We start from the raw sequence: 24,138 nt of genomic DNA on the forward strand, positions 1-24,138 counted from the left end.
ATTTAGTTTGCCTTTTTAAAGCGATGCGAATGTATGAAATTACAAACGTTTAATAGTTGAAAATTTATAAACATTTGTAAAGAGTTATTAACATTTGTTAATTTTAAATAAAAAAGAAAAGAAGATTGCAAAATTGATAAAAATATACGGCTATAGATTACTTTTGTTCAATGCAATTAAAAGACTATACCAAAGAGTTTAAGTATAACTGGAAGTTAGCTTCTCCGGTTATGCTTGGTATGTTAGGACATACATTTGTTAGTTTTGTAGATAATATCATGGTTGGTCAATTAGGAACTGCAGAACTTGCAGCTGTATCCTTAGGTAATAGTTTTATGTTTATAGCGATGTCTTTAGGGATTGGTTTTTCTACAGCTATAACACCTTTAGTCGCAGAAGCCGATACGGCACAAGATTTTATAAAAGGAAAATCATCTTTTAAACATGGTTTGTTTTTGTGTACTGTTCTAGGAGTCTTATTATTCTTAATGGTGTTTTTCGCAAAACCGCTTATGTATTTAATGAAACAACCTATAGAGGTTGTAGAATTAGCAATTCCGTACTTAGATTTAGTTGCTTTTTCATTAATTCCTTTAATTATTTTTCAGGGTTTTAAACAGTTTAGTGATGGATTGTCTATGACTAGATACCCTATGTACTCAACATTGTTGGGAAATATTATAAATATAGTTTTAAACTATCTATTAATTTTTGGAAAATTTGGGTTTCCAGAACTTGGTATAGTTGGAGCTGCTTATGGAACTTTGGCGTCACGTATAATCATGGTTTGGTACTTATGGTTTTTACTTAAAGGAAAAGAGAAATCGAAAGCATTTGTAACAAATATCAAGTTTTTTGTTTTAGATAAATTAATGCTCAATAAAATCCTCAATTTAGGAGCTCCAAGTGCGATGCAAATGTTTTTTGAAGTAGCTATTTTCACGGCAGCTATTTGGTTGAGTGGTCTATTAGGAAAAAATCCTCAAGCTGCAAATCAAATAGCACTTAACTTGTCATCTATGACATTTATGGTTGCTATGGGATTAAGTGTTGCTTCCATGATTCGTGTGGGTAATCAAAAAGGATTAAAAGCTTATTTTGAATTACGTCGTATTGCCTTTTCCCTATTTTTAATGGGGACGATGCTTGCAGTTGGCTTTGCGCTGTTGTTCTTTTTGTTTCATAATCAATTACCAAAGCTATATGTAGATTTTGATGATACCAAGAACTTAATTGATAACACTGAAGTAGTAAATATTGCATCTAAATTACTAATAGCAGCAGCTATATTTCAAATAAGTGATAGTATCCAAGTTTTAGTCTTGGGGGCTTTACGTGGATTACAAGATGTTAAAATACCTACTATTATTACGTTTGTTTCGTATTGGTTGGTTGGATTTCCCGTAAGCTGGTTTTTAGGAAAAGAAGATGCTTATGGTAGCTTTGGTATATGGTTAGGACTATTGGCAGGTTTAACTACTGCGTCTATTCTATTATATATTCGATTTAATTATTTAACTAAAAAGTTGATTAAAGTTAACAGTATTTAAAGTTAACATTATTATTACAAATAAAGAGGTTGTTATAAAACTAGAAAAAGAACTTTTGACTTTTACTATTTCAGTAACTAATAAATTTTAACTTTGTATAAAATGATTTAAGTGCACTCTAGGCATTTACAATTTATAACGCAATATGACACTTCCAAAATTTATATTAGGGGATAACACAGAATATCCCAATGCTATTTTTGTAATTCATACCGAATTTCCAAGATTTATTATAAACCTTGAAGATGATGACGTAGAGTGGTTTGAAGATTTTGATGTTGAAGATCAAAAAGAACTTGAAAATGAAACCGAAAACGCTATAAAACTAGCGACAGAGTTTTACGATAATGAAGTAGCAAAATATGAAGATTAGTAAATAACAATGATTGAAAAACTTTTAGAATACGATACTGAGTTATTTTTATTTTTGAATAATCAAGGATCAGAAACTTGGGATAACTTGTGGTTAATAATAACAAACAAGCTTACGTTCATTCCATTGTATGCTATATTACTGTTTTTGCTTTATAAAAAATATGGATTAAAGTCATTACTTGTTTTTGTTGTCGTTGTAGCATTAATGATCACTTTTACAGATCAAATAACTAACGTTTTTAAACGAGGTTTTCAACGTCCAAGACCTTGTGGCGAAGCCGATTTAATTGATCAGATGCGTTTTATTGCTGTACGTTGTGGAAAATACGGATTCTTTTCCGGACATTCATCTAACTCTATGGCAGCAGCTATTTTTGCAGGTTTAATGCTAAAACAATATTATAAGCACCTTATTTTTATTCTTTTATTTTGGAGTGTAGTAGTGGCTTATAGTAGGATTTATGTAGGAGTGCACTATCCGTTGGATATTGTATGTGGATTAACATTTGGTGCCATTTCAGGATTTCTATTTTATAAATTAGCTAATTTTCTTTTAAAACGATATGTAAAATCTTGATTACATATTTCTACAAAAATTAGCAATAGTGTAATATAGGTTTAGAAGTATATACTATGAACAAAGAGTGATTTATGGATTTAAAATAATTAGTTCTTTTCTATTTCAGGTTTACTTGTTAGTATAATATATTTTTTTGATTCATTTTTTGTAGTTTTGAGTCTTAACTACTAAAGTAGTTAAATACCCAAATCTAGAATTTGTTATGCGTATTAGTAATAAAAAAGTACTTATAGTAGAAGATGAGTTTTCCATTGCGTTAGATATTCAAACGAGTCTGGAAAAATTAGGATATGTTGTTGTTGGAATAGCCAATAACTACCATGATGCTATTCAATATGTAGAAGATTCATTACCAGATGTTGTTGTTATGGACGTTAATATTTCTGGAGATAAAAATGGGATTATAGCTGCTGCCGATATTTATGATAACCATAATATTCCGATTGTTTTTCTTACTGCCAATGGAGATGATCATACATTTAAGGTAGCATTACAATCCAGACCTTTTGGGTTCTTGTTAAAACCCTTTAAAACAAAGGAATTATCTTTTACAATTCAGGTAGCAATACAAAAACATCTTGAAAGTAACATAGCAAGAACGTCACCTTCTATAAATAATAAAATATCGGAAACCCTATTTATAAAAGATAAGTCACAGCTTATAAGTGTTAAAATAAATGACATTTTGTGGGTTGAAGCCATGGACAATTATACTCAGATTATCACTAAGGAAAGAAAGATTTTGGCCAATATGTTTTTAAAAGAGTTTTATGAAAAAGTGCCTCAGGATAAGTTTTTAAGAATTCATAGATCTTATATGATAGCTCTAGATAAAATTGATAAAATAGAAAATAGATTAATCTTTATTGAAGGCCATAAAATTCCAATAAGCAAGACATATAAAAGTCAATTAATTGAGCGATTAGATATTTTATAATATGAATAAAATAGGTCACTTTTTGAAACCCTCTATATGGTTATTTTTCTTGTTTTTTTGCGTACAATTAACAGCACAAACAGACAGTTTGGAGCAAAAGTTAGTCGAAGCTCCTATAGATGAAAAGGTAAATATATACATAGAATTAACCAATAAGTATAGTAAAATAAATGTAGATAAGGCTATAGGTTATGCGAAACAAGGATTAGAATTGGTAAAGGAAAAAAATAATAAAGACACAGGCTTTTTTTATTTAAGGTTAGGCTACTTACATAATTACAAATCCGAGCACAGTAATGCATTGTTTTATTATGAAAAAGCGCTTGAGGTTGCTAAGCATATGGAGTATGAATTAGGTATTGGTAAGAGTTATCAAAATATAGGAGTTACCCATGTGAAAATGGGAAATTATGATAAAGCACTCGATTATGATTTAAAAGCACTTAGTATTTACGAAAAGAATAATGAAAATAATTTTGTTACAGGTATAGTAGCTAACATTGGGTCATTATATTCTTGTAGACTAAATGACCATGAGAATGGCTTGTTATATTACAATAGGGCATTAGAGTTATCTAAAGAAGTAGGGAACGAAGAATTTAGATCATACGTTTTAGGAGCTGTTGCAGAATTATATGTGAGGCAAGAAGAGTATGAAAAAGCTAAAAGCACGTTAAAAGAATCTATTGAAATAGCAGAAAAATTAGACTACCTTAAAGTTGTTGTATCTGGTTTTAGTAATCTATCTCAAATAAATATAAAAGAAAACAAATTTAAAGAAGCTTTAGTAAATTCTAAAAAAGCATTGAAAATGTGTTTAGAATTAGGATATACCGAAGAAAATACATCATTATACCTAACGTTAGCAAATATATATGAGCAACTTGGAGATGTTAAGTCTGCAGAATTGCATTATGAAGAAGCATTATCGGTAGCATTAAAATCAAAAGTTTTACCACAATTATCTAATGTATATCAAGCACTTTATCAGTATACTGGTAGAAAAAAGAGCTACAAGGAAAGTTACGAGTATCTGTTAAAATATAATACAATCAAAGATTCTTTATTGGATAAAGAAAAGGATAAGCAATTTAAAGAGATACAAGCAAAATTTGATTTAGAAAACAAAGAAAAAGAAATTCAACTGCTGACTAATGAAAATAGAATAAAAGCATTAGAAAATCAAAATCAGCGTACTTCACAGGTTATATTAATAATAGGTATGATTGCTTTAATAATAATTATACTGACACTATTTTATGCCTACAAAAACAAACAGAAAAGTCATACAACGCTCACCGAAAAAAATAAAGTGATATCTCAAACTCTAAAAGATCGCGAAATATTATTCAAAGAAGTACACCATAGAGTTAAGAATAATTTACAAATTGTATCCAGTTTACTTAGACTTCAATATAAATTCGGAAATCATAAAAAATCGCAAGAAATCATACAAGAGGTTCAGGATAAAATACAAGCCATGTCTATTATACACGAAAGATTATATAAATCTAGTGATTTATCATTGATAAATTTTAAGACTTATCTTGATAACTTGTTAACCTATTTTAAGACTAGTTATAACTTGCCGGAACAAAATATAACAGTTACTACAGCTATAGATAATATTGAACTTGATATGGATTATTTAGTTCCTTGTGGGCTTATTGTTAATGAAATAATCGCTAATAGTATCAAATATGCATTTCACGATAATTCGGGAGGTAATATTAATATAGAAGCATCAAAAAGTGGCGATCAATGTATACTTAAAATACAAGATACAGGTGTTGGGTTTCCTAATGGTTTTAACGTACATGAGGCTAAATCATTAGGAATCATGCTTATACGAGGGTTAACAAAACAAATAAACGGAACAGTAAAAATAACTTCAAATTCTGGCGCTTGTTATAATATAGTATTTAATGTAACCTGATCTATACTTAGTATATAAAACTTACCTTTTTTTTGAGCATGTTTACCATATAAACGGATAGATTCACCATATTAATTTAATTGCTTCTTGAAGGTTTTATAGATTAGCTGAAAATTAAATAAATAATTATTAATGAAAAGGTTAATTAAGTTAAAGTGTATAGGAATCATTTTGTTTTCTGTATTTTTTATGATGAATTGTGATTCTGGTGAAGAAAACAATCAAACAGAAATAGAGGATATTAAGATTGTGGAAGCTATGCTTTCAGATTTCCCATTATTTGCCAGACAACGTGCAGAGATAGAAATTGTTGATCCGGTAATTAAAAATAATAAAGAGGTAACTTATGGAGAGATAAAAATAATACTACCAAGTACCGTAACCTCTTTAGAAAATATAAAGGCATCAATCACTTCAAAAGAACTTAACTTAAGTAAGTTTAGTATATCACCTAGTAATAATGAAAGTTTATCTTTTGAAGGCGGAAAAACACACGTATTTACCATTAGTGCAGCTACAGGTAATAAAGAAGCTCTTTTGCATTATACTGTAAGTATTACCAAGGAAGCTCCTCCAGTTCCTGAAACATTAAAACTAACAAACTTTACATTTGAAGCAAGTAAAAATAGGGGCGTTATACTAAACGATATAATAATTTCAAGGAGAGCAGTTGAAAATGCAAGTTATGAAAAGGTATACCTTTTGGCACCAGTTGGAACCGATTTTACAAAATTAGTACCTACTATTACATACGAGGGAACGCATTTATATTATACACAAGATCCTTCTATAGCTCCTGTAGATATGGATGTAAAATACCCAGATACAGATGCTAGTTTTGATTTTAAATACCCTAAGAGATTCTTTTTAGCTATTAAAGACAAAGACAATAAGGAGATTCGGGTGGTCGAAGTCATTGTAGACGTGGTTAATCCAGTAAAAATAGAAATGGAATCTGTTATTACTCCCGATGCGAAAGAAGGAGCTTCTAAATATTTTGCAGGTATAACAAAATGGACCAATCAAGGAAATCATAAAATTAATTTTCAAAAGGCAACTATTTATGAAGACATAGACCCCGCAGGCGGAACTACTTTTAAAGCGATTACAGTATATAGAGAACTTCCTGGTGGAGGTTTAGAACCAGGGAAAAGTGCTGACGTAAATGTACAAGTATCCGCACAGTATTATCTGGAAGGAACTTATAAATCAACAGCAGTTTTTTTTACCAAAATCTATCAGGATAATAACAGTGATGATTTATTTGAATCTGCAAAAGTAAATATAACCGCAAAGATCGTTAAGTAAGAAACGGATCAATTAATAGCTTGTTAAGCCTGAATAACAATATGTTGTTCAGGTTTTTTATTGAAGTGTATGTATGAATGTTAAATTTCTAAGCTCAATAAATAATCAGCAGCAGCAAAAGGTGTTGTTTTGTTGTCTTTTATAAGTTGCAATTGATTTTCTAACGCTGTTTTAACTTCTGGGCGATTAAAAAAAGTAGATTTTAATTGCTCTTCAATGGTTTGAATAAGCCAAAACTTATTTTGTTCATTTCGCTTGGCATTAAAATGATTGTTTTTGGAAGTAATGGCTATGTAATCTAAAATCAGTTCCCAAATAGCATCAATACCTTCGTTTTTAAGAGCACTACAAATGGTTACTTTAGGTTGCCAGTCAGAAGATTTTTCTGGGTAGAGGTGAAGCGCTCTATTAAATTCTACTTTAGCCAGTTTTGCATGTTTTAAATTATCACCATCAGCTTTATTAATAGCAATAGCATCAGCCATTTCTATAATACCTCGTTTTATACCTTGTAGTTCATCGCCTGCACCAGCTAATTTTAGTAATAAAAAGAAATCAACCATACTATGTACCGTAGTTTCACTTTGGCCAACACCTACGGTTTCAATAATGATAACATCAAACCCAGCAGCTTCACATAAAATAATAGCTTCTCTGGTTTTTCTGGCAACACCGCCAAGTGAATCCCCAGAAGCCGATGGTCGAATAAAAGCATTATCATCTTTTACTAAGTCGTCCATTCGGGTTTTATCACCTAAAATACTCCCTTTTGTTAAGGAGCTACTAGGATCAATAGCTAATACAGCGATACGTTTCCCTTTTGAAGTAAGATGTTTGCCAAAGGTTTCTATAAAAGTACTTTTTCCAACTCCAGGAACTCCAGTAATACCAATACGTATAGATTTATTTGCATACGGTAAACAGGCCTTTATTATAGTATTTGCCTTTTCTAAATGTTTTGGGTTCTTACTTTCAACTAAAGTAATAGCACGGCTTAAAGCCGTAATGTCTTTATTTAAAATAGAAGTGACTAAAGCCTCTGTATTAATTTCAGATCGACGTTTCTTTTTAAGAACTTTAATAGTAGATGGATCGGTGATTTCAGAAATTGAAACACCTTTATTTTCTTTAAGTGCAGATTTTTTTTCTTTTGCCACGAATAAACAAATGTTTGTCTAATTTACTGTTTTATTTGAGAAAATTGATTAGAACCACTGATTACTGCTGCTAACGACTGAATACTTACTTAAGAGGTACAGCAACTTTTACGTCATCCCACGCCATGGTTAAAAATAAATTATCGGTAGAATTATCAAAGGCAATAGTAAATTGTTCTACAGGAGAAGGTAATTTCTGTACAGGAACTTCAATATTTAAAACATCAAAGTTGGTATCCCACATGGGTTTCATTTCAGAGTCCACACCCCAAGGATATTGCTTGGAATTAAATATAACGTTCCAGACTGTATCCTTTGGTACGGTCCAAAGTGTGTATTTACCCATTGGCAATGGCTTACCCTGTATTTCTAGTGTTTGGTTGGTTTCAAAAGTAGTTGCTTCGTTAGCTCCCGTACGCCAAACTTTATTAAAAGGGACTAGAGCGCCAAAAATGGCTCTATTCTTTTTAGAAGGTCTATTATAAAACACTTCAAGTTTTAAATCATTAAGTTTAAATTCTACTGTATCTTTAGGACTTAGACGTTGTGAAAAAATATTTTCAACAAAAAAAGAATATAAAAATAGTCCTAATGCTATTATGGATAAAAGAACTAATATACGCTTTAAGAATGTGTTCATATGCAGAGTTTAACAGGGTATAAATATACTTTAAAAAGAAATGATTCTTAATAATGTTAACACAGATTTTAGAGTTTTCTTATTTAAAAATTAAAAAAAAGCATTTTTTTGCAACACTACATTTTTTTTGTCGTCTTTAATACGAACTAACTTATATAACCAAAAGTAAAAATAGCATGTTTCAAGTTGACATTATTGAACAATGTAAACAAAACAATCGCAAAGCACAATTACAGTTATACAACCAGTACTGTGATGGGATGTATATTGTTGCAAAACGATTTTTAAAAGATGCTGCTGAAGCCGAGGATGTTGTACAGGAAGCCTTTATTAAGGCTTTTACCAAACTACATCAATATAAAGCTGAAGTTACTTTTGGCGCTTGGTTAAAACGTATTGTCGTTAATAAAAGTATTGATTTCTTAAAAGCTAAAAAACAACAACTTGTTGAATTAGAAGAGGTGCACCTCAAAGTAGCTGATACTACAGATGATGACAAATGGTTAGTAGACGATGCAATTACATTAAACGATGTAAAAATTGCGATTAATAAATTACCTGATAAGTATCAATACGTTGTGATGCTTTATTTAATAGAAGGATACGACCATCAGGAAATTTCAGAGATTTTAAATATTTCTGAGGTTGCGTCAAGAACACAATTATCAAGAGGAAAAGGTAAATTACAGGAACTGTTAATACTTAAAAAAAATGGCACGAGATATTAGAGAATTATTTAAGGATGATAAGGTAGTTTATGAAACGATGCCGAAAAATCATCAAGAAAGATTTCTTGCTAAGTTAGAAGAAGATCTGCCAGTTACTAACAAATCTAAATTTAATTGGATGCGTATAGCTGCAAGTATCGTGTTGTTTGTGGGGTTAGGTTTTGGGGCTTTCAAGTTTTTTAAACCAAACGTAGAGGCACCAACAGAAATCGTAACGACAACTGAAACTGATGAAACAAAAACCTTGGGAGATGTGTCTCCTGGACTTAAAAAAGTTGAAGAGTACTATTTGGCGAGTATTAATTTAGAATTATCTAAAATGAAATACACGCCAGAAACTAAAGATCTTTTCGATGGTTATTTGTTACAATTAGATGAACTTGATAAAGAGTATAAACGCTTATCTGAGGAGCTAACAGAATCAGGTCCTGGTGAATTAACGGTAAATGCTTTAATTGATAATTTAAAGTTTCGTTTAAATCTGTTGTATCGTATGAGAGATCAATTAAAAGAATTAAGTACTTCTAATGATGTTACAGAAGAAGTAGAACAATCAATCTAAAATCAAAAAATGAACAATACAATCATAAAAATCAAATTATTTGCCTTAGGCTTTCTTATTACGGGGGGGATAATGGCACAGCAAAAATTAGAGAAAGTATCGCAATCTATTAAAGTAAATAAAGATGTTACTATCGATTTAAACACGAGCCATTGCAATTTAATAATTGATACATGGAATAAAGATGTTATCGAAATTGAAGCTTATATTGAAGGTGATGATATAAGTAAAGAAGCGTTAGAAAATGCTTTAAAAAATTGGGATGTAGATGTTGATGCTTCTAGTGGATTAGTGAAAATTAAAACTAAAGGTACGAGAGCCAATTCTTGGGCCTATATTTCAAGAAGCAATGATGATGAGGCTGTACAAGCTTTATTAGAAGAATTAAAGTTTGAATTGGCAGACTTGCCCGAAGTGTTGGTCGATGCAGAGAATTTTGTAATGCCTGTTGTACCAGAACTTCCTGAAATGCCTCCACTTCCTGTAATACCCAAGTTACCAGAACTACCTAAATTGCCAGCAGGAGTCAATGAGTTTCACTTTGATTATAATGCCTATAAGAAGGATGGTGAAAAATATTTAGAGGAATATACACAAAAATTCGAATCGAAATTTGGCGAAGATTATGCTGAAAAAATGGAAGCATGGGGTGAGAAATTTGGCAAAGAATGGGGTGAGAAGTATGGAAAGGAGATGGAAGAATGGGGAAAGCGTTTTGGTGAAAAATGGGAAGAAAAATACGGAAAGGACATGGAAGAATGGGGAGAACGTTTTGCCGAAAAAATGGAAAGGGAATCAGCTCAGATAGAAAGAATGCAGGAACAAAGAGAAAGACAAGCAGAACAAAGAGAAAGACATGTTGAAGAGCGTAAAAAACATGCGCAGAAACGAGATAAGTTAGTTCTAAACAGAAAACTTTTAATTGAAAGATTGGTTAATAAAGAAGCTGACTCTAAGATTAAAAAGACTATTAAAATTAAAATGCCTAAAAAGACTAAGCTAAAGGTTAATGTTAGACATGGTGAGATAGAGTTTGCCGCTAACGTAGATGATTTAAAAGCTGAGTTATCACATACAAAGTTTACAGCACATAGCATTAACGGAAGTTCTACTTCCGTTAATGCTTCATATTCGCCTGTGTATGTAACTTATTGGAACTTAGGAGAGCTAAATCTTCGTTATACAGAAGATGTTGAACTAGATCATGTAAAGCATATGGTTTTAAATTCGAATTCATCTAATACCACTATAAATCATTTGTTAGGTAGTGCCATTATTGACGGTAATATTGGTGATTTAAAAATCTTAGACATAAAAGATACTTTTTCTAACTTAAATATCATTATTCAAAATAGTAATGCTGTTATATCACTTCCTAAAGTAGGGTGTAATTTTCAGTATAAAGGAAATCGTTCGCGTGTAAGTCACCCAAAAGAAAAACTTAACCATAATATTTCTAACTTTTCTACAGGCAGTTTAGCCAGTGGAAAAAGCATTCTTGTAAATGCAAAATATAGCAATGTGACGATGCAATAAGTCTACTTTATATTTATTAATACAACCGTTTCGTCATTTTTAACTAACTACTTATTATTCTCCAAAAACTAAATTTTCTCCGTATAATAAACCCTAGTTTTTTGTACAGTTGTATAGGACCAACATTCGTTTGATCTACATGTAAAAAAGGAATTTTATTTTTCTTCAAGATTCTTTCTACTGTATGTGTAATAAGTTGTTTTGCATATCCTTTTCCTGTATAATCCGGATGCGTTATTACTGCACTAATCTCAATAAAGTTATTGGTTTGCATCCGTTCACCAGTTACAGCAACTAGTTTATTGTCTTTATAAATACCATAATACTGTCCTAAGGTATTCGTTTTCGATTTAAAGTATTCTGGATATACAAGCTTAACTAGGTCGATTAAGTCATCATAATGCCATTCTGTTAACTCTACAATAGTTTCCGTTATAGGTTTATTTATTTTATTATATATAATCATTTGTAAACCTATATATTCTATAGGTTCTTTAAAATGCAATGGCATTTTAGGCTTATCTCCAACAATAAAGAAATCTGAAATTAATTTAGCGTGTTTTTCTATAGCGAAACTAGTATCTTCATTATTTATAAAAGCTCCAAAAGGGCCATAATCTGGATGAAAAAACTTAATGTTACCATAATCTATTGCATGATCATAATGGCAGTCTGTTAAGGAAAACCATACGGGGTTATCCAAAGCGTCTTCAGGTATGAGCATTGTTAAGAAATGTTTTGATTTATAAGATTAATAATGATCCTTTCAGGTGTGGTATAATCAAACCACAGTGTTTCTTCATTCTTTTTAAACCAAGTAAGTTGACGTTTGGCAAAACGGCGTGTATTTTTTTTTATTTCAGAAATAGCAAAGTCTAGTGTCCATTTGTTATCTAAATAGTTAAACAATTCTTTATAGCCTACCGTATTTAAAGCGTTTAGGTTTTTAAACGAAACTAGGTTTTTAACTTCATCTAATAACCCTTCTTGCATCATAATATCTACGCGTTTGTTAATACGGTTGTATATAATTTCTCTTTCTGCAGTGAGTCCAATGGTAATCGTTTTAAAATGGCGCTTTATTTTTCCTTTCTTTAAAAATGATGAATACGGTTTACCTGTGCCAATACAAATTTCTAAGGCACGAATAACACGGTGCGGATTATCAATTGCAATTGTGTTATAAGCAACAGAATCGAGCGCTTTTAATCGTTCTTGTAAATGAGATAATCCTTTTGTTTCTAAATCATTATTAAGTGTCTCACGAATGCTTTTTTCAACTTCTGGAAAATCATCTAAACCGTTATTAACAGCATCAACATATAATCCAGAGCCACCAACCATAATAACCGTATCGTAGGTTTTAAAAAGTGTATTTAGAGTATGTATAGCGTCTTTTTCAAAAGAGCCAACATTATAACTATCATTTATAGATTTATGATGAATAAAATGATGTTTTGCAGCTGCTAGTTCTTCACGTGTTGGAGCTGCTGTGCCAACTTGCATTTCTTTAAAGAACTGACGTGAATCTGCAGATACTATTTCAGTGTTAAAATGATTTGCCAATTTTATACTTAGAGCTGTTTTACCAATAGCAGTAGGGCCAACTATAGAAATTAGATATTTGTTTTTTGAGTTGATGTGTTTAAGTGTTTATTTGTAAGAACAAATTTAATGAGAAAATACAAGAATATTGTTGTGCGTTGAGGATATAGTAGAAAGCCTAACCATGTCTCATTTTAGTAATACCATAATTAGTGTTTATTGATGAAGTTTTTCGCCACAATTATAACAAAAATCGGCACCATCTTTATGCTTTTCAGCCATACAGTTTGCACAAGAAAGTGAGTTTAAATTAACCTTTGGGGTTTCTGGTTCTTTTTTTGATTTGCTTTGAGCGGTATATTCTGCAGATACGATCCCTGTTGGTACCGCAATAATACCATAACCTAATATCATGACTAAAGATGCAATGAATTGTCCAAGAGGTGTTTGCGGTGCAATGTCACCAAAACCTACAGTTGTTAAGGTTACGATACACCAATATACACTCTTCGGGATATTAGAAAACCCATTTTCTTCACCTTCAATTAAATACATAATAGTACCTAAAATAATAGCGATTATAACAACAGCAAATAAGAAGACTGATATTTTAGCCCGACTTGCTTTTAAAGCATTTACTAAATTATTTGAAGCACCTAAATAACGTGCCAGTTTTAATATTCTAAAAATTCTAAGTAACCTTAGTGCTCTTAATGCAGCAAGCGCATGCACACCTCCAAATATTAATGATATATATTTGGGTATGGTAGATAATAAATCAATAATACCATAAAAACTTGTTATATATTTAAAAGGCCTTTTTACGGTTATAATACGAGCTATATACTCAATACTAAACAAAATGGTAATAATCCATTCAGAGATATTAAGAAAATCATGATACTTAATATCAATGCTATTAACACTTTCAAGCATTACTAGTATAATACTGGCTATAATAGTAATTAGTAAAACAACATCAAATAATTTGCCCGTGGGGGTCTCAGCTTCATAAATAATATCATGAAGTTTTGTCTTCCAATGCCTTTTTTTTGGTTCATCCATGTATTCAAAAATAATAAAGATAGATTACTTTTTCTTTAAAAGTATGAGTGAATTCGTTTGAATATCTACAATCTTACTCATAAACTCTTTTAAGGATGAATAATATTCTGGTCCGTAGATAGCTTTATCAAAGCTTATCTTTAGAATAATAAATACAGTACTGCCGAGTGTTTTAGCTGAGAAAAGGACTTTACCTGAATTATTTGGCAAAGCTATGCTCTTTGTTTTTGGATATTCAACAACCGTATATTTAGTAGCATCAAAATTAAACTTAAATGAATAAAAATAAGTGTCTTTATAACCAAAATCAATAGGATATGTTCTTTCTTGAAGCTTAAATGGGTTTTCATTAAAAAACTCAACAAAAAAAGGGTTTAAATAAATATGATCTCCAGTATCTTCATAATTATAGTTTATGTGGTAAGATTCTTTAAAGTCCGGACTTGTTAGACCATCACTCGTTACTTCAAAATCTGAAATTTCTAAATGAGGAAACTTGTTTTCTAGTTTTTGGAGATAGCCTTCTTTATTTTTATAATATGATTTTTTATGATTTAAGGCGTGATATCCAGTACGTTTTGAAGATAACTTTCCAGAAATAGTTTCATTCTCGTCAAGATGAAGTTCTACATTATAATAAACGTTTGAAGGCTTACTTGGTTTTATATCGACCCACTCACTACCATTTTTAAAGTCCATAAGCCTACCATAACTATTTAAACACCTAAAAGGAATCTCACCAAAGGATAAATAATTATCTGTGGCATCTAAATAGTAGGTTATATCATTAATAGTTGTTTGAACGATTAAGTAGTTAAAATCTGAAATAACAGGAAAAATTTTTGTGGCAAACCCATTACTTCTAGTTGATATTAATACAGGTTTCACAATAATGTTGGATTCCTTTAATAAATTATGAAGCAAAATGTTTATAGATGAAACATTTCCAGATTTGTTTTTAATTAAATCTTTAATAGAAACGTCTTCAAATATTTTATAGTCTCCGTTCCATGTATAATTTTCCTGAATGTATCTATAAATGGCACTTGCCTTTTTTAACAAGTCATTTTCATTAATAATTTCGGGGTTCAATAAATCTTCTAAATCTATAGATTTTTTTAATTGCCTTCCAATTTCTTTATCTGTTTTAAATTCTCTATCAACAGTTTTCCATGTTTTTGTATAATCATTTACGCTACCATCAAACCCCTTAAATGTCTGTAATTCATACTCTATTCTTGCTAAATAATTACTTTTAGAGGTCATATAATCTTCTTCTATAAAAGCGGGGATATCTTTCATGGCATAGATACTATTGGCGCAATTTGCACTGCCGCCTCTAGAGTTTTGCAGGCAGTCTTTTTCTATCTCTGTTATATTTTTTGTTAGTTTTTTACCACCTACTAATTTAATATTGTAATGCCAGTTTCCTGGAATACTGGTTCTGTATTCGCTGTATAAAGTTGGTATATCGCTTTGAAAATCCCATCCTCTGTAGTTATACATAAAAGGAGATATGCGAGTATAACTATAGGTTATTACAGAACCTTCTTTAATATTTGGTAGTGCAAATTTAACAAAGGTGTGGTTTTCGTCGTGTTTCTCTCTAAAAATATCCTTTTTAAGTAATGACGTTTTAATGACTTTTCCATCTACTAGATTATAAGTGGTAGCAACAATTTTTTCTACTTCTTGTTCGCTGTTCTCGTTATTATATAAATGAATAGAAACGTTAGCTTTATTAAAACCTTCTTTATTTAATATTTTTATTTTTTGCTTTATCTCGGTTCTTAAGTCATAATCATATCTATCTACCAGACTATTTCCATATTTATATATAATTAAAGCATTGGCTGTAGAATCTTTTTCATAAGTATTAGTTTTTAAGTCTCCTAAAGTGACTCTGTAAGAATCAGAGTGATAGTTTGATTGTGAAAAAAGGGTTAAGCTAGAGAGAAGTAAAAAGGATAAGAAGATAGTTTGCTTCATGCTTAATCAAATATAATTTGTTTTACTTTTTTATTCTTACGAAGGTAATTTTGAATAATATGTTGTGTATCCCGATTGTTATCCATTGGGGTAATAATAGATTCTAAAACCTCAATATTATTGATTTGATAGTTAAGATTGAAAAACCCCAAGCCTTTAAACATGCCATTCTCAATTAGTATAGCGCTATGCTCGTCAATATCACGTCCTTTGTCAATAATAACCATGTTTTTGTTAGAGAAACTGTTTTTTGATAATAGTAGTTCGACTCTTTTGTTATAAGACTCTGTAGGTTCCTGTTGAATACAAGCACCTTCACAGGTTTTTATGTCATAATTAAAACAGTTGGTATCTGTTTTATATATACCTGTTAGTTTTTGGCATAATTTGTAGTCTTCAATAGCTCTATTCATAAAGCTTTTTCCACTTTGTTTATTGCTAAAAGTCGTAATTGCCTTTTTGCGTCCGTCTGCAATGTCGATTTTTAAATTAATATAATCGTTTTCATCTTTAAAACTATATAGAGCATGTGTGAAACTTGTTCTACGTAATGCTCTGTTAAATATAGGTTTAACACGTTTTATTTCTTCACTCTCTTTTAAAAGAGCTACCAGTTCACTACCTGTAGCCTCATAAGTTACAGCGGTAACTTGAGCTTGTATTTTTTTTGACTTTTGATTTGTACTTGTAAAATGCTGATTGATTCGTTTTTTTATATTGTTGCTTTTTCCAATATATATAATATCCCCATTAGCGTTATGAATATAATAAACACCTGTAATGGAAGGTAACTCTTTTATAATATCTATGTGTTTTGGCTCGAGCTGATGTTTCGGGTTTAACCGTATGGATTGTTGAATAATACTTTTAGTACTGTCTTTAACTAAGAGCATTTTAAAAAGCTTTACCGTAGCTAAAGCATCACCAGAAGCACGATGCCTGTCTGTTACAGGAATACCAAGAGATCTAACTAATTTACCTAAACTATAAGAGGATTGATCAGGAATTAAATTTTTTGAAAGCTCAACTGTACAAAGAGATTTTCTTTCAAAATCGAATCCTAAACGACTAAATTCCGTTTTTAAAATTCGATAATCGAACTGAGCATTGTGAGCAACCAAAATGCAATCATCTGTAATTTCTACAATGCGTTTAGCGACCTCATAAAATTTAGGTGCATGGCGTAGCATGTTACTATTTATACCAGTTAGATTTACTACAAAGGGTTGTATTTCGCGTTCTGGGTTAACCAGACTTATAAATTGATCAACGACTTCATGACCATCATATTTATAGATAGCAATTTCTGTGATGCCTTCTTCATTATACTTACCTCCAGTAGTTTCTATGTCTAATATTGCGTACAAAAAATGTTTATGCGTTTATTTGCTGGTTATTGCGAGACTTTTTTAGTCGTTACAATCTGTTTGTTTTAAATTTTAATTATAATTTCTTGAGCCAAATATACTACTTCCAACTCTAACCATGGTACTACCACAATTAATAGCTAATTGATAGTCTCCACTCATACCCATACTTATGGTATTTAATTGATAATTATCAGTGCTTGTTTGTTTTAAACTATCGAAAGTATCTTTTAGGTAATTAAATTCTTTTTCTATTTGACTGTCATTATTAGTAAATGTTGCCATTCCCATAAGTCCAACCACCTTGATGTTTTTTAATTCCGAAAATACGTCAGATTTTATAATTTTTGAAGCTTCATTTGGTGTCATTCCAAATTTAGAATCTTCTGAAGCTATCTTTATTTGAAGCAAACAATCTATAGCTCTATCATGTTTTAAAGCTTGCTTATTTATTTCTTTTAAGAGCTTAAAATTATCTACGCCGTGAATTAACCTCACAAATGGTGCCATATATTTCACCTTGTTACTTTGAACGTGACCAATCATGTGCCATTCAATATCTTTGGGCATGGTTTCATGCTTGTCTACCATTTCCTGAATCTTGTTTTCCCCAAAAATACGTTGACCAGCATGATAAGCTTCCATCAAGTCACTTATTGGCTTCGTTTTTGAAACAGCAACAAGTGTTACATGTTCTGGTAATGATGTTTTTATATTTTGAAGGTTTTGTTTTATACTCATTATTAAATAAAATTAATCCCAAATTGGAGGGCTTTTAACATTAGCAGTTCTCTTAATCTTACTATGTATTGTTAGTGCTTTAAATGTTTTTTTAGAATATTTTGTCAAGATTTTCCATGCTTTATAATTTTATGAAATTTTAGTAGAATGATACCTAGTTATGGTCGTAAAAATGTTGGATAAAAGGTAAGTAAATTTATGTTAATACATTAAAACTCATAGATGGTAACACCACTTCGTAGTTTAGGTTCTATAAAAGTACTTTTTGGTGGCATGGTTAAACCTGCATTTGCAATAGCTTTCATTTCTTCAACTGTAATAGGCACTAATCCAAAACCTACTTTAAATTCTCCATGATCTACTTTACTTTTTATGGTAACTAAATCATTTTTACCGTGTGAGTAATTAATACGAGTATCGTTGCGTACATCTGAGATCCCTAAAATAGGTTCTAAAATGGTTTTATATAGTATGTGAGTGTCTAAAGCTTCCAGAGCGTTACTAAATTTATAATTACTTTTTCTTAAATATAAAGAGTAGAATTCACCATCTAGATACATACTAAAATGATGTTTACTGCTTGGCTTGTATAGTTCGCTGCCTTTATTTTCAATACGATACATGGTATCTAATTGTATTAAAAAAGATTCTTTAGATAGCCCATTTAGATCCTTAACAAGCCTATTAAATTCATGAATTCTTAAATCTGATTCAGGAATTAAATAGCTCATAAAATAATTATAAGGCTCGTTACCTGTATGCGCTTTGTTTTCAGATTTCAAATCTTTAGAAAGTAAACAAGAAGAGGCAGATCTATGATGTCCATCTGCAATGTATATGGTACGGATTTTTTCAAACTCGTTACTTATACAAGTAATTAAATCTGGATCATCAAGATTCCATAAATAATGAGTGTCCCTATACGTCGTCGTAAATTCAAATTCAGCTCTGTTTTTTTGTGTTTCTGAAATAATACTGGAAATGAGTGTGTTGTCTGGGTAAGTTAGAAGTACTGGTTCAGCATTAAAGCCTACTGTTTTTAAATAATCTTTAAAGACGTTTTCTCTATATTCTATTGTATCTTCATGTTTTTTAATGATATCTTTTTCATAATCTTCAGAACTTGCCGCAGCAACAATTCCTGAAAAAACATGACCCTCTCTATTTACAATTTTATAAACATAATAGTTTGGTTTTTCATCTTGAATAAAAATGGACTCTTCCTTAAATTCTAAATAGCGATTTCTAACTAAGTCGTATCTTTCTTTTCCAGAAATATCTTTATGGTATTTATAGCCTGGATTTATAATATGTAAAAAAGAAAACGGATTGTAACCCATTCTCGATTCACGCTCTGCTAACGTATATGTTTGGTATGAACGAGCGGCAACCAGACTGACTTTGTCTCGTGTTGGTCTGACTGCTTTAAATGGTAGTATTTTCGCCATTGTTTTTTTAGTATTCAGTTCCAGTATTCAGTCTCAGTACTGAAAACTGCGACTGCGACTGCGACTATTTACTTTAAAAACTGCTTCGCAACATGCTCAGCCTTTCTACTTTCGGAGTAATCATAAAAACCTTCACCAGATTTTACTCCTAATTTACCAGCTCTAACCATATTTACTAATAATGGGCAAGGAGCGTATTTTGGGTTTTTGAATCCATCGGACATGACATGAAGTATCGATAAACAAACATCTAAACCTATAAAATCAGCCAATTGTAATGGTCCCATTGGGTGTGCCATACCTAATTTCATAACAGTATCAATTTCATTAACGCCAGCAACACCATTATAAAGTGTTTCAATAGATTCGTTAATCATAGGCATTAAAATACGATTTGCCACAAAACCAGGATAGTCGTTAACTTCAACAGGAACCTTTCTTAGGGTTTTTGACATCTCCATGATGTCTTTTGTTACTTCATCACTCGTACTATAACCGCGAATAATTTCAACTAATTTCATAATAGGCACAGGATTCATAAAATGCATACCTATCACCTTATCTGGTCTGGATGTTACTGCGGCTATTTGCGTAATTGATATAGAGGATGTGTTTGTAGCTAAAACAGTTTCTTTTGAGCAAGCTTCGTCTAATTGTTTAAAAATATTAAGCTTTAAATCTACGTTTTCAGTCGCAGCTTCAACAACCAAATCGACAGAAGTAACACCTTCTGAAATACTTGTGAATGTTGTGATGTTTGATAAAGTTTTAGTCTTATCTGCTTCAGAAATTTTTTCTTTAGCGACCATTCTGTCCAAATTTTTGGTAATGGTTGCTATACCTTTTTCTAATGAAGCTTCACTTATATCTATAAGCTTCACTGTAAAATCGCTTTGTGCAAATGTGTGAGCGATACCATTACCCATAGTACCGGCTCCGATAACTGCAATGTTTTTCATGTAAAATTTTTTAAAAACAATTTATTATTTGAGTTGCTACTCTTAGTGCTTCTGTACCGTCGTGAAGCGTTACAATGGGGGAGGTATTCGTATTTATAGCGTCTGCAAACGTTTCTAATTCATCTAGAATCGCATTGTTTTCTAATATATCTGGATTATCAAAATAAATCTGCTTTTTTACACCTTCGGCGTTTTGAAGTACCATATCAAAATCTCCAGGTTGTTCTGGCGCATCTTTCATTTTAACAACTTCACATTTTTTCTCTAAGAAGTCTACAGAAATATAAGCGTCTTTTTGGAAGAAACGAGCTTTACGCATTTTTTTTAAGGATATTCTACTAGCTGTTAGGTTCGCAACACAGCCATTTTCAAATTCAATTCGTGCATTTGCAATATCTGGTGTATCACTAATTACCGAAACACCGCTTGCTGAGACGTTTTTAACTTTAGAATCTACAAGGCTTAAAATAATGTCGATGTCATGAATCATCAAATCTAATACAACAGGAACATCTGTCCCTCTTGGATTAAATTCCGCCAAACGGTGTGATTCAATAAACATAGGTGATTTAATATCATCTTTTACAGCAATAAAAGCAGGGTTAAAGCGCTCCACATGTCCTACTTGCCCTCTAAGGTTATGTTCAGACAGGAGCTCTCGAATATGTTCCGCTTCTTCTACAGTGTTTGTTATAGGCTTTTCAATAAATATATGCTTGCCTTTTGCAATGGCTTGTTTCGCACAGTCGTAATGCGAAAGTGTTGGTGTTACAATATCTACCACATCAACAGCATCAATGAGTGCTTCTATGGAATTAAAAAATTTATAACCGTATTCGGTTTCTACGTTATTACCGTTAGTTTCATCGGCATCGTAAAATCCTACGAGGTTATATTTTTCAGATTGATTAAGGAGTCTTAAATGAATTTTTCCTAAGTGCCCTGCACCTAGTACACCAACTTTGAGCATAGTTTTTACATTTTCCACAAAAATAAGATATTTAGAACATGAAATTGATTATTTCTAGCTAATTTTTTGCTTATTTGATGTCGTTAATAAATTTTGCAGATTTTGTTTTCAACTTGTAAATGTTTGACTAATTTTAGCATTAATAAACCAACCCAACATTGAAAGATACTTTTAAACATAAAGGCTTACGCCAACAATTGGTTAATGTTTTAAAGACCAAAGGAATAACAGATGCAAACGTTTTAAGCGCGATAGGCAATATACCAAGGCATTTGTTTATGGATTCTGGGTTTTTAGACCATGCTTACCAAGATAAAGCGTTCCCTATAGCAGCAGATCAAACTATTTCGCAACCTTATACTGTAGCATTTCAAAGTGAATTGTTACAGGTTAAAAAAGGAGACAAGATTTTAGAAATAGGGACTGGAAGTGGCTATCAAACGGCTGTTTTGTGTGAATTAGGTGCTAAAGTTTTTAGTATTGAGCGTCAACTAGAGTTATTTAAAAAGACGAGTAAGTTTTTGCCTAAATTAGGGTATCGTGCAAAAAAACTTATTTTTGGCGATGGCTATAAAGGGTTAGCTGATGAAGCGCCTTTTGAGAGTATTATTGTTACTGCAGGTGCACCTTTTGTGCCAAAACCTTTGTTAAGCCAATTAAAAATAGGAGGTAAGCTCGTTATTCCTGTAGGTGATGATGTGCAAATCATGACTATGTTTACCAGAAAGGGACAAAAAGAATTTTCGCAAGAGGAATTTGGAGAGTTTCGTTTTGTGCCTTTGTTGGAGGATAAGAATTAATTGAAAAAAAGGTGAAGATGTCAAAAAAATGTCATTCAGAGCCTTTCGACTTCGCTCAAGACAGGCTAAAGCGAAGAATCTCTTGAAACTTTTATTTTCCCAAAGCCCCATTAAACCCCTCAACACCACCAACAACAGGTAATGTTAAACTAGTGCCATCCAAATCAACAGTCAGTTCCGTTCCAGCTTTTGGATGTAATGTGAATTCTTTATCGCTAGAAAAAACCATCAAGCCTATTTGTTGTCCGGCTTTAATAATTTGGTCATCTGGCATTAAATTAAAAGAAACTTCGTAAAACGTCTCAGGCTTTAAAGGTTTGCTTTCAGTCAATGATTTGTGATTTTGAGGATCTGCCCAACCACGCGTAATAATATTGTCTGTTATTTTTGCTCCTTCTTGTTCATTCCAAGGAAGTGATACTAGCCAAACCGATAGATTGGCAGCCGATTTACTACTTGCTAATTTTATAGTAACTTTTGGTATCCCAGATATGTGAACATCCTTTGTCAATTTAGGAGTTACATAAAGTAAACGATGTTTAGATGCTTCTGCTTTTGCAAGATCTTTACCAGAAAACGAATAATCGTCAACCAAAGTTTCTTTGCCTTGTTTCTTAACCTTACTGGTTTTCAATCCACCAGCTTTTTCTCCCCCTGTAGTTAGATATAGTGTAACATTGGAAGCTTCTGGGTTAGGATAGTCTTTATAAGCTGTGGGTTCACTTTTGTTGTCATGTTCACGAACTATCCAGGCTTTAGCATCGTTTTCAACATCATTTTTTATACCATGCAAATAGCGGGTAAACCAACGATTCATTAGTTTAATAGGAGGCGGACCACCATGTCCGTTTTGATGATAAAATATTTGAGTTGGTAATCCCATTTCTTTAGCTTTAGCATATAAACCATAGCTGTGCTCAGTCATCACGTTCCAATCGTTAAAGCCGTGAGACATTAATAAAGCAGCTTTCATGTTTTGGGCATTATCCATTAAATTACGTACTTTCCAGAAATCATTATAATCTCCAGTAATTCTATCCATGCCGTTTTTCATTTCGGTGTCTCTAACAGTTTTATTGTTATATGGTCGATTAGCTTCTGCTCCACTATGAATAAAATCATAAAGCACATCAACATCCTCCCCTAGATAACCGCCAGGAGATCTTACTAAACCATTAGATCTATAATAGTTATAAAAAGAGGTTACAGGCGCAATAGGAATAATAGCTTCTAAACCATCTACACCAGTTGTAGCTGCTGCTACGGGTAGTGTACCATTATAAGATGTTCCAGTCATACCTACTTTTCCAGTAGACCAATAGGCTGTAACTAGGCTGTCGCCATCAATGGTTTTATAGCCGTTTATACGTCCACATAACCAATCAATAACCGCTTTTGGTGCTAAAGATTCATTATGACCTCCAACGGTTGGAGCGCCTTGGGATAATCCAGTCCCTGGAGAAGAAGAATGAACAACAATATAGCCTCTAGGAACCCATTTTTGTATATGCGAATTAGATATAACTGGACGTTTGTCTATGCGTGTTACTTCAGCATGAACACGTTCTTTTGCTGTTTCTCCAAGTTCATGATTGACATCCCAAAAAAGACCGTCAACATTAGGTGCAACACCAGCAAAGTATGGACTTGAAATATAAATAACGGGGAGTTTTAATCCTTCGCTTTCTGTTTGTTCTGGTCTAGTAACAGCGACATGCATGCGATCTAATTTGCCATCACCATCAGTATCAAAAGTCGTTTCTACCCATAAATCATGTCTAATCCATTTGCTTGGATCTTTAAATGCATCTACTATTTGTGCTTCACCATTTTTAAAAATAGGTGTCGCTTTTGTTTCTTGTCCTAAACTTGAAAAGGCGCCAATAACTAATAAAGCGCCTGTTAATACTATAGACTTTAGTCTTACAGGATAATCCATGTTTTT

22 protein-coding genes are annotated in these 24,138 nt (G+C 31.8%); 10 read left to right on the forward strand and 12 right to left on the reverse strand.

The window, feature by feature from the left end; all coding sequences use genetic code 11:
* Positions 1–170 precede the first annotated feature (170 nt).
* The 6 genes from Q4Q39_RS14700 (at position 171) to Q4Q39_RS14725 (ending at position 6,686) form a co-directional block, all read left to right on the forward strand.
* Positions 171–1,550 (forward strand): MATE family efflux transporter, encoded by a 1,380-nt coding sequence (locus Q4Q39_RS14700; protein WP_303283310.1) that lies wholly within the window; start codon positions 171–173, stop codon positions 1,548–1,550.
* 145 nt (positions 1,551–1,695) lie between these two features.
* The gene (locus Q4Q39_RS14705; RefSeq protein ID WP_303283311.1) at positions 1,696–1,923 is read left to right on the forward strand and encodes a DUF8828 family protein; all 228 of its coding nucleotides are present in this window, start codon (positions 1,696–1,698) and stop codon (positions 1,921–1,923) included.
* A gap of 9 nt (positions 1,924–1,932) precedes the next feature.
* Positions 1,933–2,502 (forward strand): phosphatase PAP2 family protein, encoded by a 570-nt coding sequence (locus Q4Q39_RS14710; RefSeq protein WP_303283312.1) that lies wholly within the window; start codon positions 1,933–1,935, stop codon positions 2,500–2,502.
* 205 nt (positions 2,503–2,707) lie between these two features.
* Positions 2,708–3,442, forward strand: a complete 735-nt coding sequence (locus tag Q4Q39_RS14715) for a LytR/AlgR family response regulator transcription factor (RefSeq protein WP_303283313.1) — start codon at positions 2,708–2,710, stop codon at positions 3,440–3,442.
* Positions 3,443–3,464: 22 nt separating this feature from the next.
* Positions 3,465–5,378, forward strand: a complete 1,914-nt coding sequence (locus Q4Q39_RS14720) for a tetratricopeptide repeat-containing sensor histidine kinase (protein ID WP_303283314.1) — start codon at positions 3,465–3,467, stop codon at positions 5,376–5,378.
* A 132-nt stretch (positions 5,379–5,510) separates the two neighbouring features.
* Entirely contained in the window at positions 5,511–6,686 is a 1,176-nt protein-coding gene (locus Q4Q39_RS14725; RefSeq protein WP_303283315.1) for a hypothetical protein, read from the forward strand.
* A gap of 80 nt (positions 6,687–6,766) precedes the next feature.
* On the opposite strand, the gene meaB is transcribed toward Q4Q39_RS14725, so the two are convergent.
* Entirely contained in the window at positions 6,767–7,843 is a 1,077-nt protein-coding gene (gene meaB / locus Q4Q39_RS14730; RefSeq protein ID WP_303283316.1) for a methylmalonyl Co-A mutase-associated GTPase MeaB, read from the reverse strand.
* Positions 7,844–7,928: 85 nt separating this feature from the next.
* Complete coding sequence (locus tag Q4Q39_RS14735) at positions 7,929–8,483, reverse strand: DUF2911 domain-containing protein (protein ID WP_303283317.1); 555 nt, start codon at positions 8,481–8,483, stop codon at positions 7,929–7,931.
* 176 nt (positions 8,484–8,659) lie between these two features.
* Here Q4Q39_RS14735 and Q4Q39_RS14740 point away from each other — a divergent pair, with 176 nt between their 5' ends.
* Genes Q4Q39_RS14740 through Q4Q39_RS14750 form a run of 3 tightly spaced genes read left to right on the forward strand, consistent with a single transcriptional unit; the run spans position 8,660 to position 11,309 of the window.
* Positions 8,660–9,211 carry an RNA polymerase sigma factor gene (locus tag Q4Q39_RS14740; RefSeq protein ID WP_303283318.1) on the forward strand — a complete coding sequence of 184 codons (552 nt, stop codon included), beginning with the start codon at positions 8,660–8,662 and terminating at the stop codon, positions 9,209–9,211.
* On the forward strand, positions 9,195–9,773 hold the full coding sequence (locus tag Q4Q39_RS14745) for a hypothetical protein (protein WP_303283319.1): 579 nt from the start codon (positions 9,195–9,197) through the stop codon (positions 9,771–9,773). Before Q4Q39_RS14740 ends, Q4Q39_RS14745 begins: the two co-directional genes overlap by 17 nt.
* Positions 9,774–9,782: 9 nt before the next feature.
* Positions 9,783–11,309, forward strand: a complete 1,527-nt coding sequence (locus tag Q4Q39_RS14750) for a CCDC174 family protein (RefSeq protein ID WP_303283320.1) — start codon at positions 9,783–9,785, stop codon at positions 11,307–11,309.
* Positions 11,310–11,352: 43 nt separating this feature from the next.
* Here Q4Q39_RS14750 and Q4Q39_RS14755 read toward each other — a convergent pair whose 3' ends face one another.
* The 9 genes from Q4Q39_RS14755 to Q4Q39_RS14795 all read right to left on the reverse strand — a co-directional run bounded on the left by Q4Q39_RS14755 (position 11,353) and on the right by Q4Q39_RS14795 (position 21,393).
* Positions 11,353–12,033: a GNAT family N-acetyltransferase gene (locus Q4Q39_RS14755; protein ID WP_303283321.1), complete on the reverse strand. Its 681-nt coding sequence runs from the start codon at positions 12,031–12,033 to the stop codon at positions 11,353–11,355.
* A 2-nt stretch (positions 12,034–12,035) separates the two neighbouring features.
* Positions 12,036–12,950, reverse strand: a complete 915-nt coding sequence (gene miaA / locus Q4Q39_RS14760) for a tRNA (adenosine(37)-N6)-dimethylallyltransferase MiaA (protein ID WP_303283574.1) — start codon at positions 12,948–12,950, stop codon at positions 12,036–12,038.
* A 120-nt stretch (positions 12,951–13,070) separates the two neighbouring features.
* Entirely contained in the window at positions 13,071–13,919 is an 849-nt protein-coding gene (locus Q4Q39_RS14765) for an ion transporter (protein WP_303283322.1), read from the reverse strand.
* A gap of 24 nt (positions 13,920–13,943) precedes the next feature.
* A complete protein-coding gene (locus Q4Q39_RS14770) occupies positions 13,944–15,908 on the reverse strand; it encodes a DUF3858 domain-containing protein (protein ID WP_303283323.1) in 1,965 nt (654 codons plus the stop codon).
* A gap of 2 nt (positions 15,909–15,910) precedes the next feature.
* Positions 15,911–17,275: an exonuclease domain-containing protein gene (locus Q4Q39_RS14775; protein WP_303283324.1), complete on the reverse strand. Its 1,365-nt coding sequence runs from the start codon at positions 17,273–17,275 to the stop codon at positions 15,911–15,913.
* 72 nt (positions 17,276–17,347) lie between these two features.
* A complete protein-coding gene (locus tag Q4Q39_RS14780) occupies positions 17,348–18,016 on the reverse strand; it encodes a YggS family pyridoxal phosphate-dependent enzyme (protein ID WP_303283325.1) in 669 nt (222 codons plus the stop codon).
* Between the two features lie 209 nt (positions 18,017–18,225).
* Positions 18,226–19,464, reverse strand: a complete 1,239-nt coding sequence (locus Q4Q39_RS14785; RefSeq protein ID WP_303283326.1) for a DUF1015 domain-containing protein — start codon at positions 19,462–19,464, stop codon at positions 18,226–18,228.
* Positions 19,465–19,532: 68 nt separating this feature from the next.
* Entirely contained in the window at positions 19,533–20,423 is an 891-nt protein-coding gene (locus Q4Q39_RS14790) for a 3-hydroxybutyryl-CoA dehydrogenase (RefSeq protein ID WP_303283328.1), read from the reverse strand.
* A 10-nt stretch (positions 20,424–20,433) separates the two neighbouring features.
* Positions 20,434–21,393 (reverse strand): Gfo/Idh/MocA family protein, encoded by a 960-nt coding sequence (locus tag Q4Q39_RS14795; RefSeq protein WP_303283575.1) that lies wholly within the window; start codon positions 21,391–21,393, stop codon positions 20,434–20,436.
* Between the two features lie 158 nt (positions 21,394–21,551).
* Between Q4Q39_RS14795 and Q4Q39_RS14800 the strand changes: the two genes are divergently transcribed.
* Positions 21,552–22,193, forward strand: coding sequence for a protein-L-isoaspartate(D-aspartate) O-methyltransferase (locus Q4Q39_RS14800; RefSeq protein ID WP_303283329.1), 642 nt, complete (start codon positions 21,552–21,554; stop codon positions 22,191–22,193).
* A 91-nt stretch (positions 22,194–22,284) separates the two neighbouring features.
* Here Q4Q39_RS14800 and Q4Q39_RS14805 read toward each other — a convergent pair whose 3' ends face one another.
* Complete coding sequence (locus tag Q4Q39_RS14805; protein WP_303283330.1) at positions 22,285–24,132, reverse strand: Xaa-Pro dipeptidyl-peptidase; 1,848 nt, start codon at positions 24,130–24,132, stop codon at positions 22,285–22,287.
* Between the last annotated feature and the right edge of the window lie 6 nt (positions 24,133–24,138).

It is taken from the genome of Flavivirga amylovorans, from assembly GCF_030540875.1.
Taxonomy (GTDB): Bacteria; Bacteroidota; Bacteroidia; order Flavobacteriales; family Flavobacteriaceae; genus Flavivirga; species Flavivirga amylovorans.

Bases quoted from the DNA above. Each gene is read 5' to 3' on its own strand.
- Q4Q39_RS14700 (WP_303283310.1), top strand. From the start codon at position 171: ATGCAATTAAAAGACTATACCAAAGAGTTTAAGTATAACTGGAAGTTA.
- Q4Q39_RS14705 (WP_303283311.1), top strand. From the start codon at position 1,696: ATGACACTTCCAAAATTTATATTAGGGGATAACACAGAATATCCCAAT.
- Q4Q39_RS14710 (WP_303283312.1), top strand. From the start codon at position 1,933: ATGATTGAAAAACTTTTAGAATACGATACTGAGTTATTTTTATTTTTG.
- Q4Q39_RS14715 (WP_303283313.1), top strand. From the start codon at position 2,708: ATGCGTATTAGTAATAAAAAAGTACTTATAGTAGAAGATGAGTTTTCC.
- Q4Q39_RS14725 (WP_303283315.1), top strand. From the start codon at position 5,511: ATGAAAAGGTTAATTAAGTTAAAGTGTATAGGAATCATTTTGTTTTCT.
- Q4Q39_RS14735 (WP_303283317.1), bottom strand. From the start codon at position 8,483: ATGAACACATTCTTAAAGCGTATATTAGTTCTTTTATCCATAATAGCA.
- Q4Q39_RS14740 (WP_303283318.1), top strand. From the start codon at position 8,660: ATGTTTCAAGTTGACATTATTGAACAATGTAAACAAAACAATCGCAAA.
- Q4Q39_RS14745 (WP_303283319.1), top strand. From the start codon at position 9,195: ATGGCACGAGATATTAGAGAATTATTTAAGGATGATAAGGTAGTTTAT.
- Q4Q39_RS14750 (WP_303283320.1), top strand. From the start codon at position 9,783: ATGAACAATACAATCATAAAAATCAAATTATTTGCCTTAGGCTTTCTT.
- Q4Q39_RS14755 (WP_303283321.1), bottom strand. From the start codon at position 12,033: ATGCTCATACCTGAAGACGCTTTGGATAACCCCGTATGGTTTTCCTTA.
- Q4Q39_RS14765 (WP_303283322.1), bottom strand. From the start codon at position 13,919: ATGGATGAACCAAAAAAAAGGCATTGGAAGACAAAACTTCATGATATT.
- Q4Q39_RS14770 (WP_303283323.1), bottom strand. From the start codon at position 15,908: ATGAAGCAAACTATCTTCTTATCCTTTTTACTTCTCTCTAGCTTAACC.
- Q4Q39_RS14780 (WP_303283325.1), bottom strand. From the start codon at position 18,016: ATGAGTATAAAACAAAACCTTCAAAATATAAAAACATCATTACCAGAA.
- Q4Q39_RS14785 (WP_303283326.1), bottom strand. From the start codon at position 19,464: ATGGCGAAAATACTACCATTTAAAGCAGTCAGACCAACACGAGACAAA.
- Q4Q39_RS14790 (WP_303283328.1), bottom strand. From the start codon at position 20,423: ATGAAAAACATTGCAGTTATCGGAGCCGGTACTATGGGTAATGGTATC.
- Q4Q39_RS14795 (WP_303283575.1), bottom strand. From the start codon at position 21,393: ATGCTCAAAGTTGGTGTACTAGGTGCAGGGCACTTAGGAAAAATTCAT.
- Q4Q39_RS14805 (WP_303283330.1), bottom strand. From the start codon at position 24,132: ATGGATTATCCTGTAAGACTAAAGTCTATAGTATTAACAGGCGCTTTA.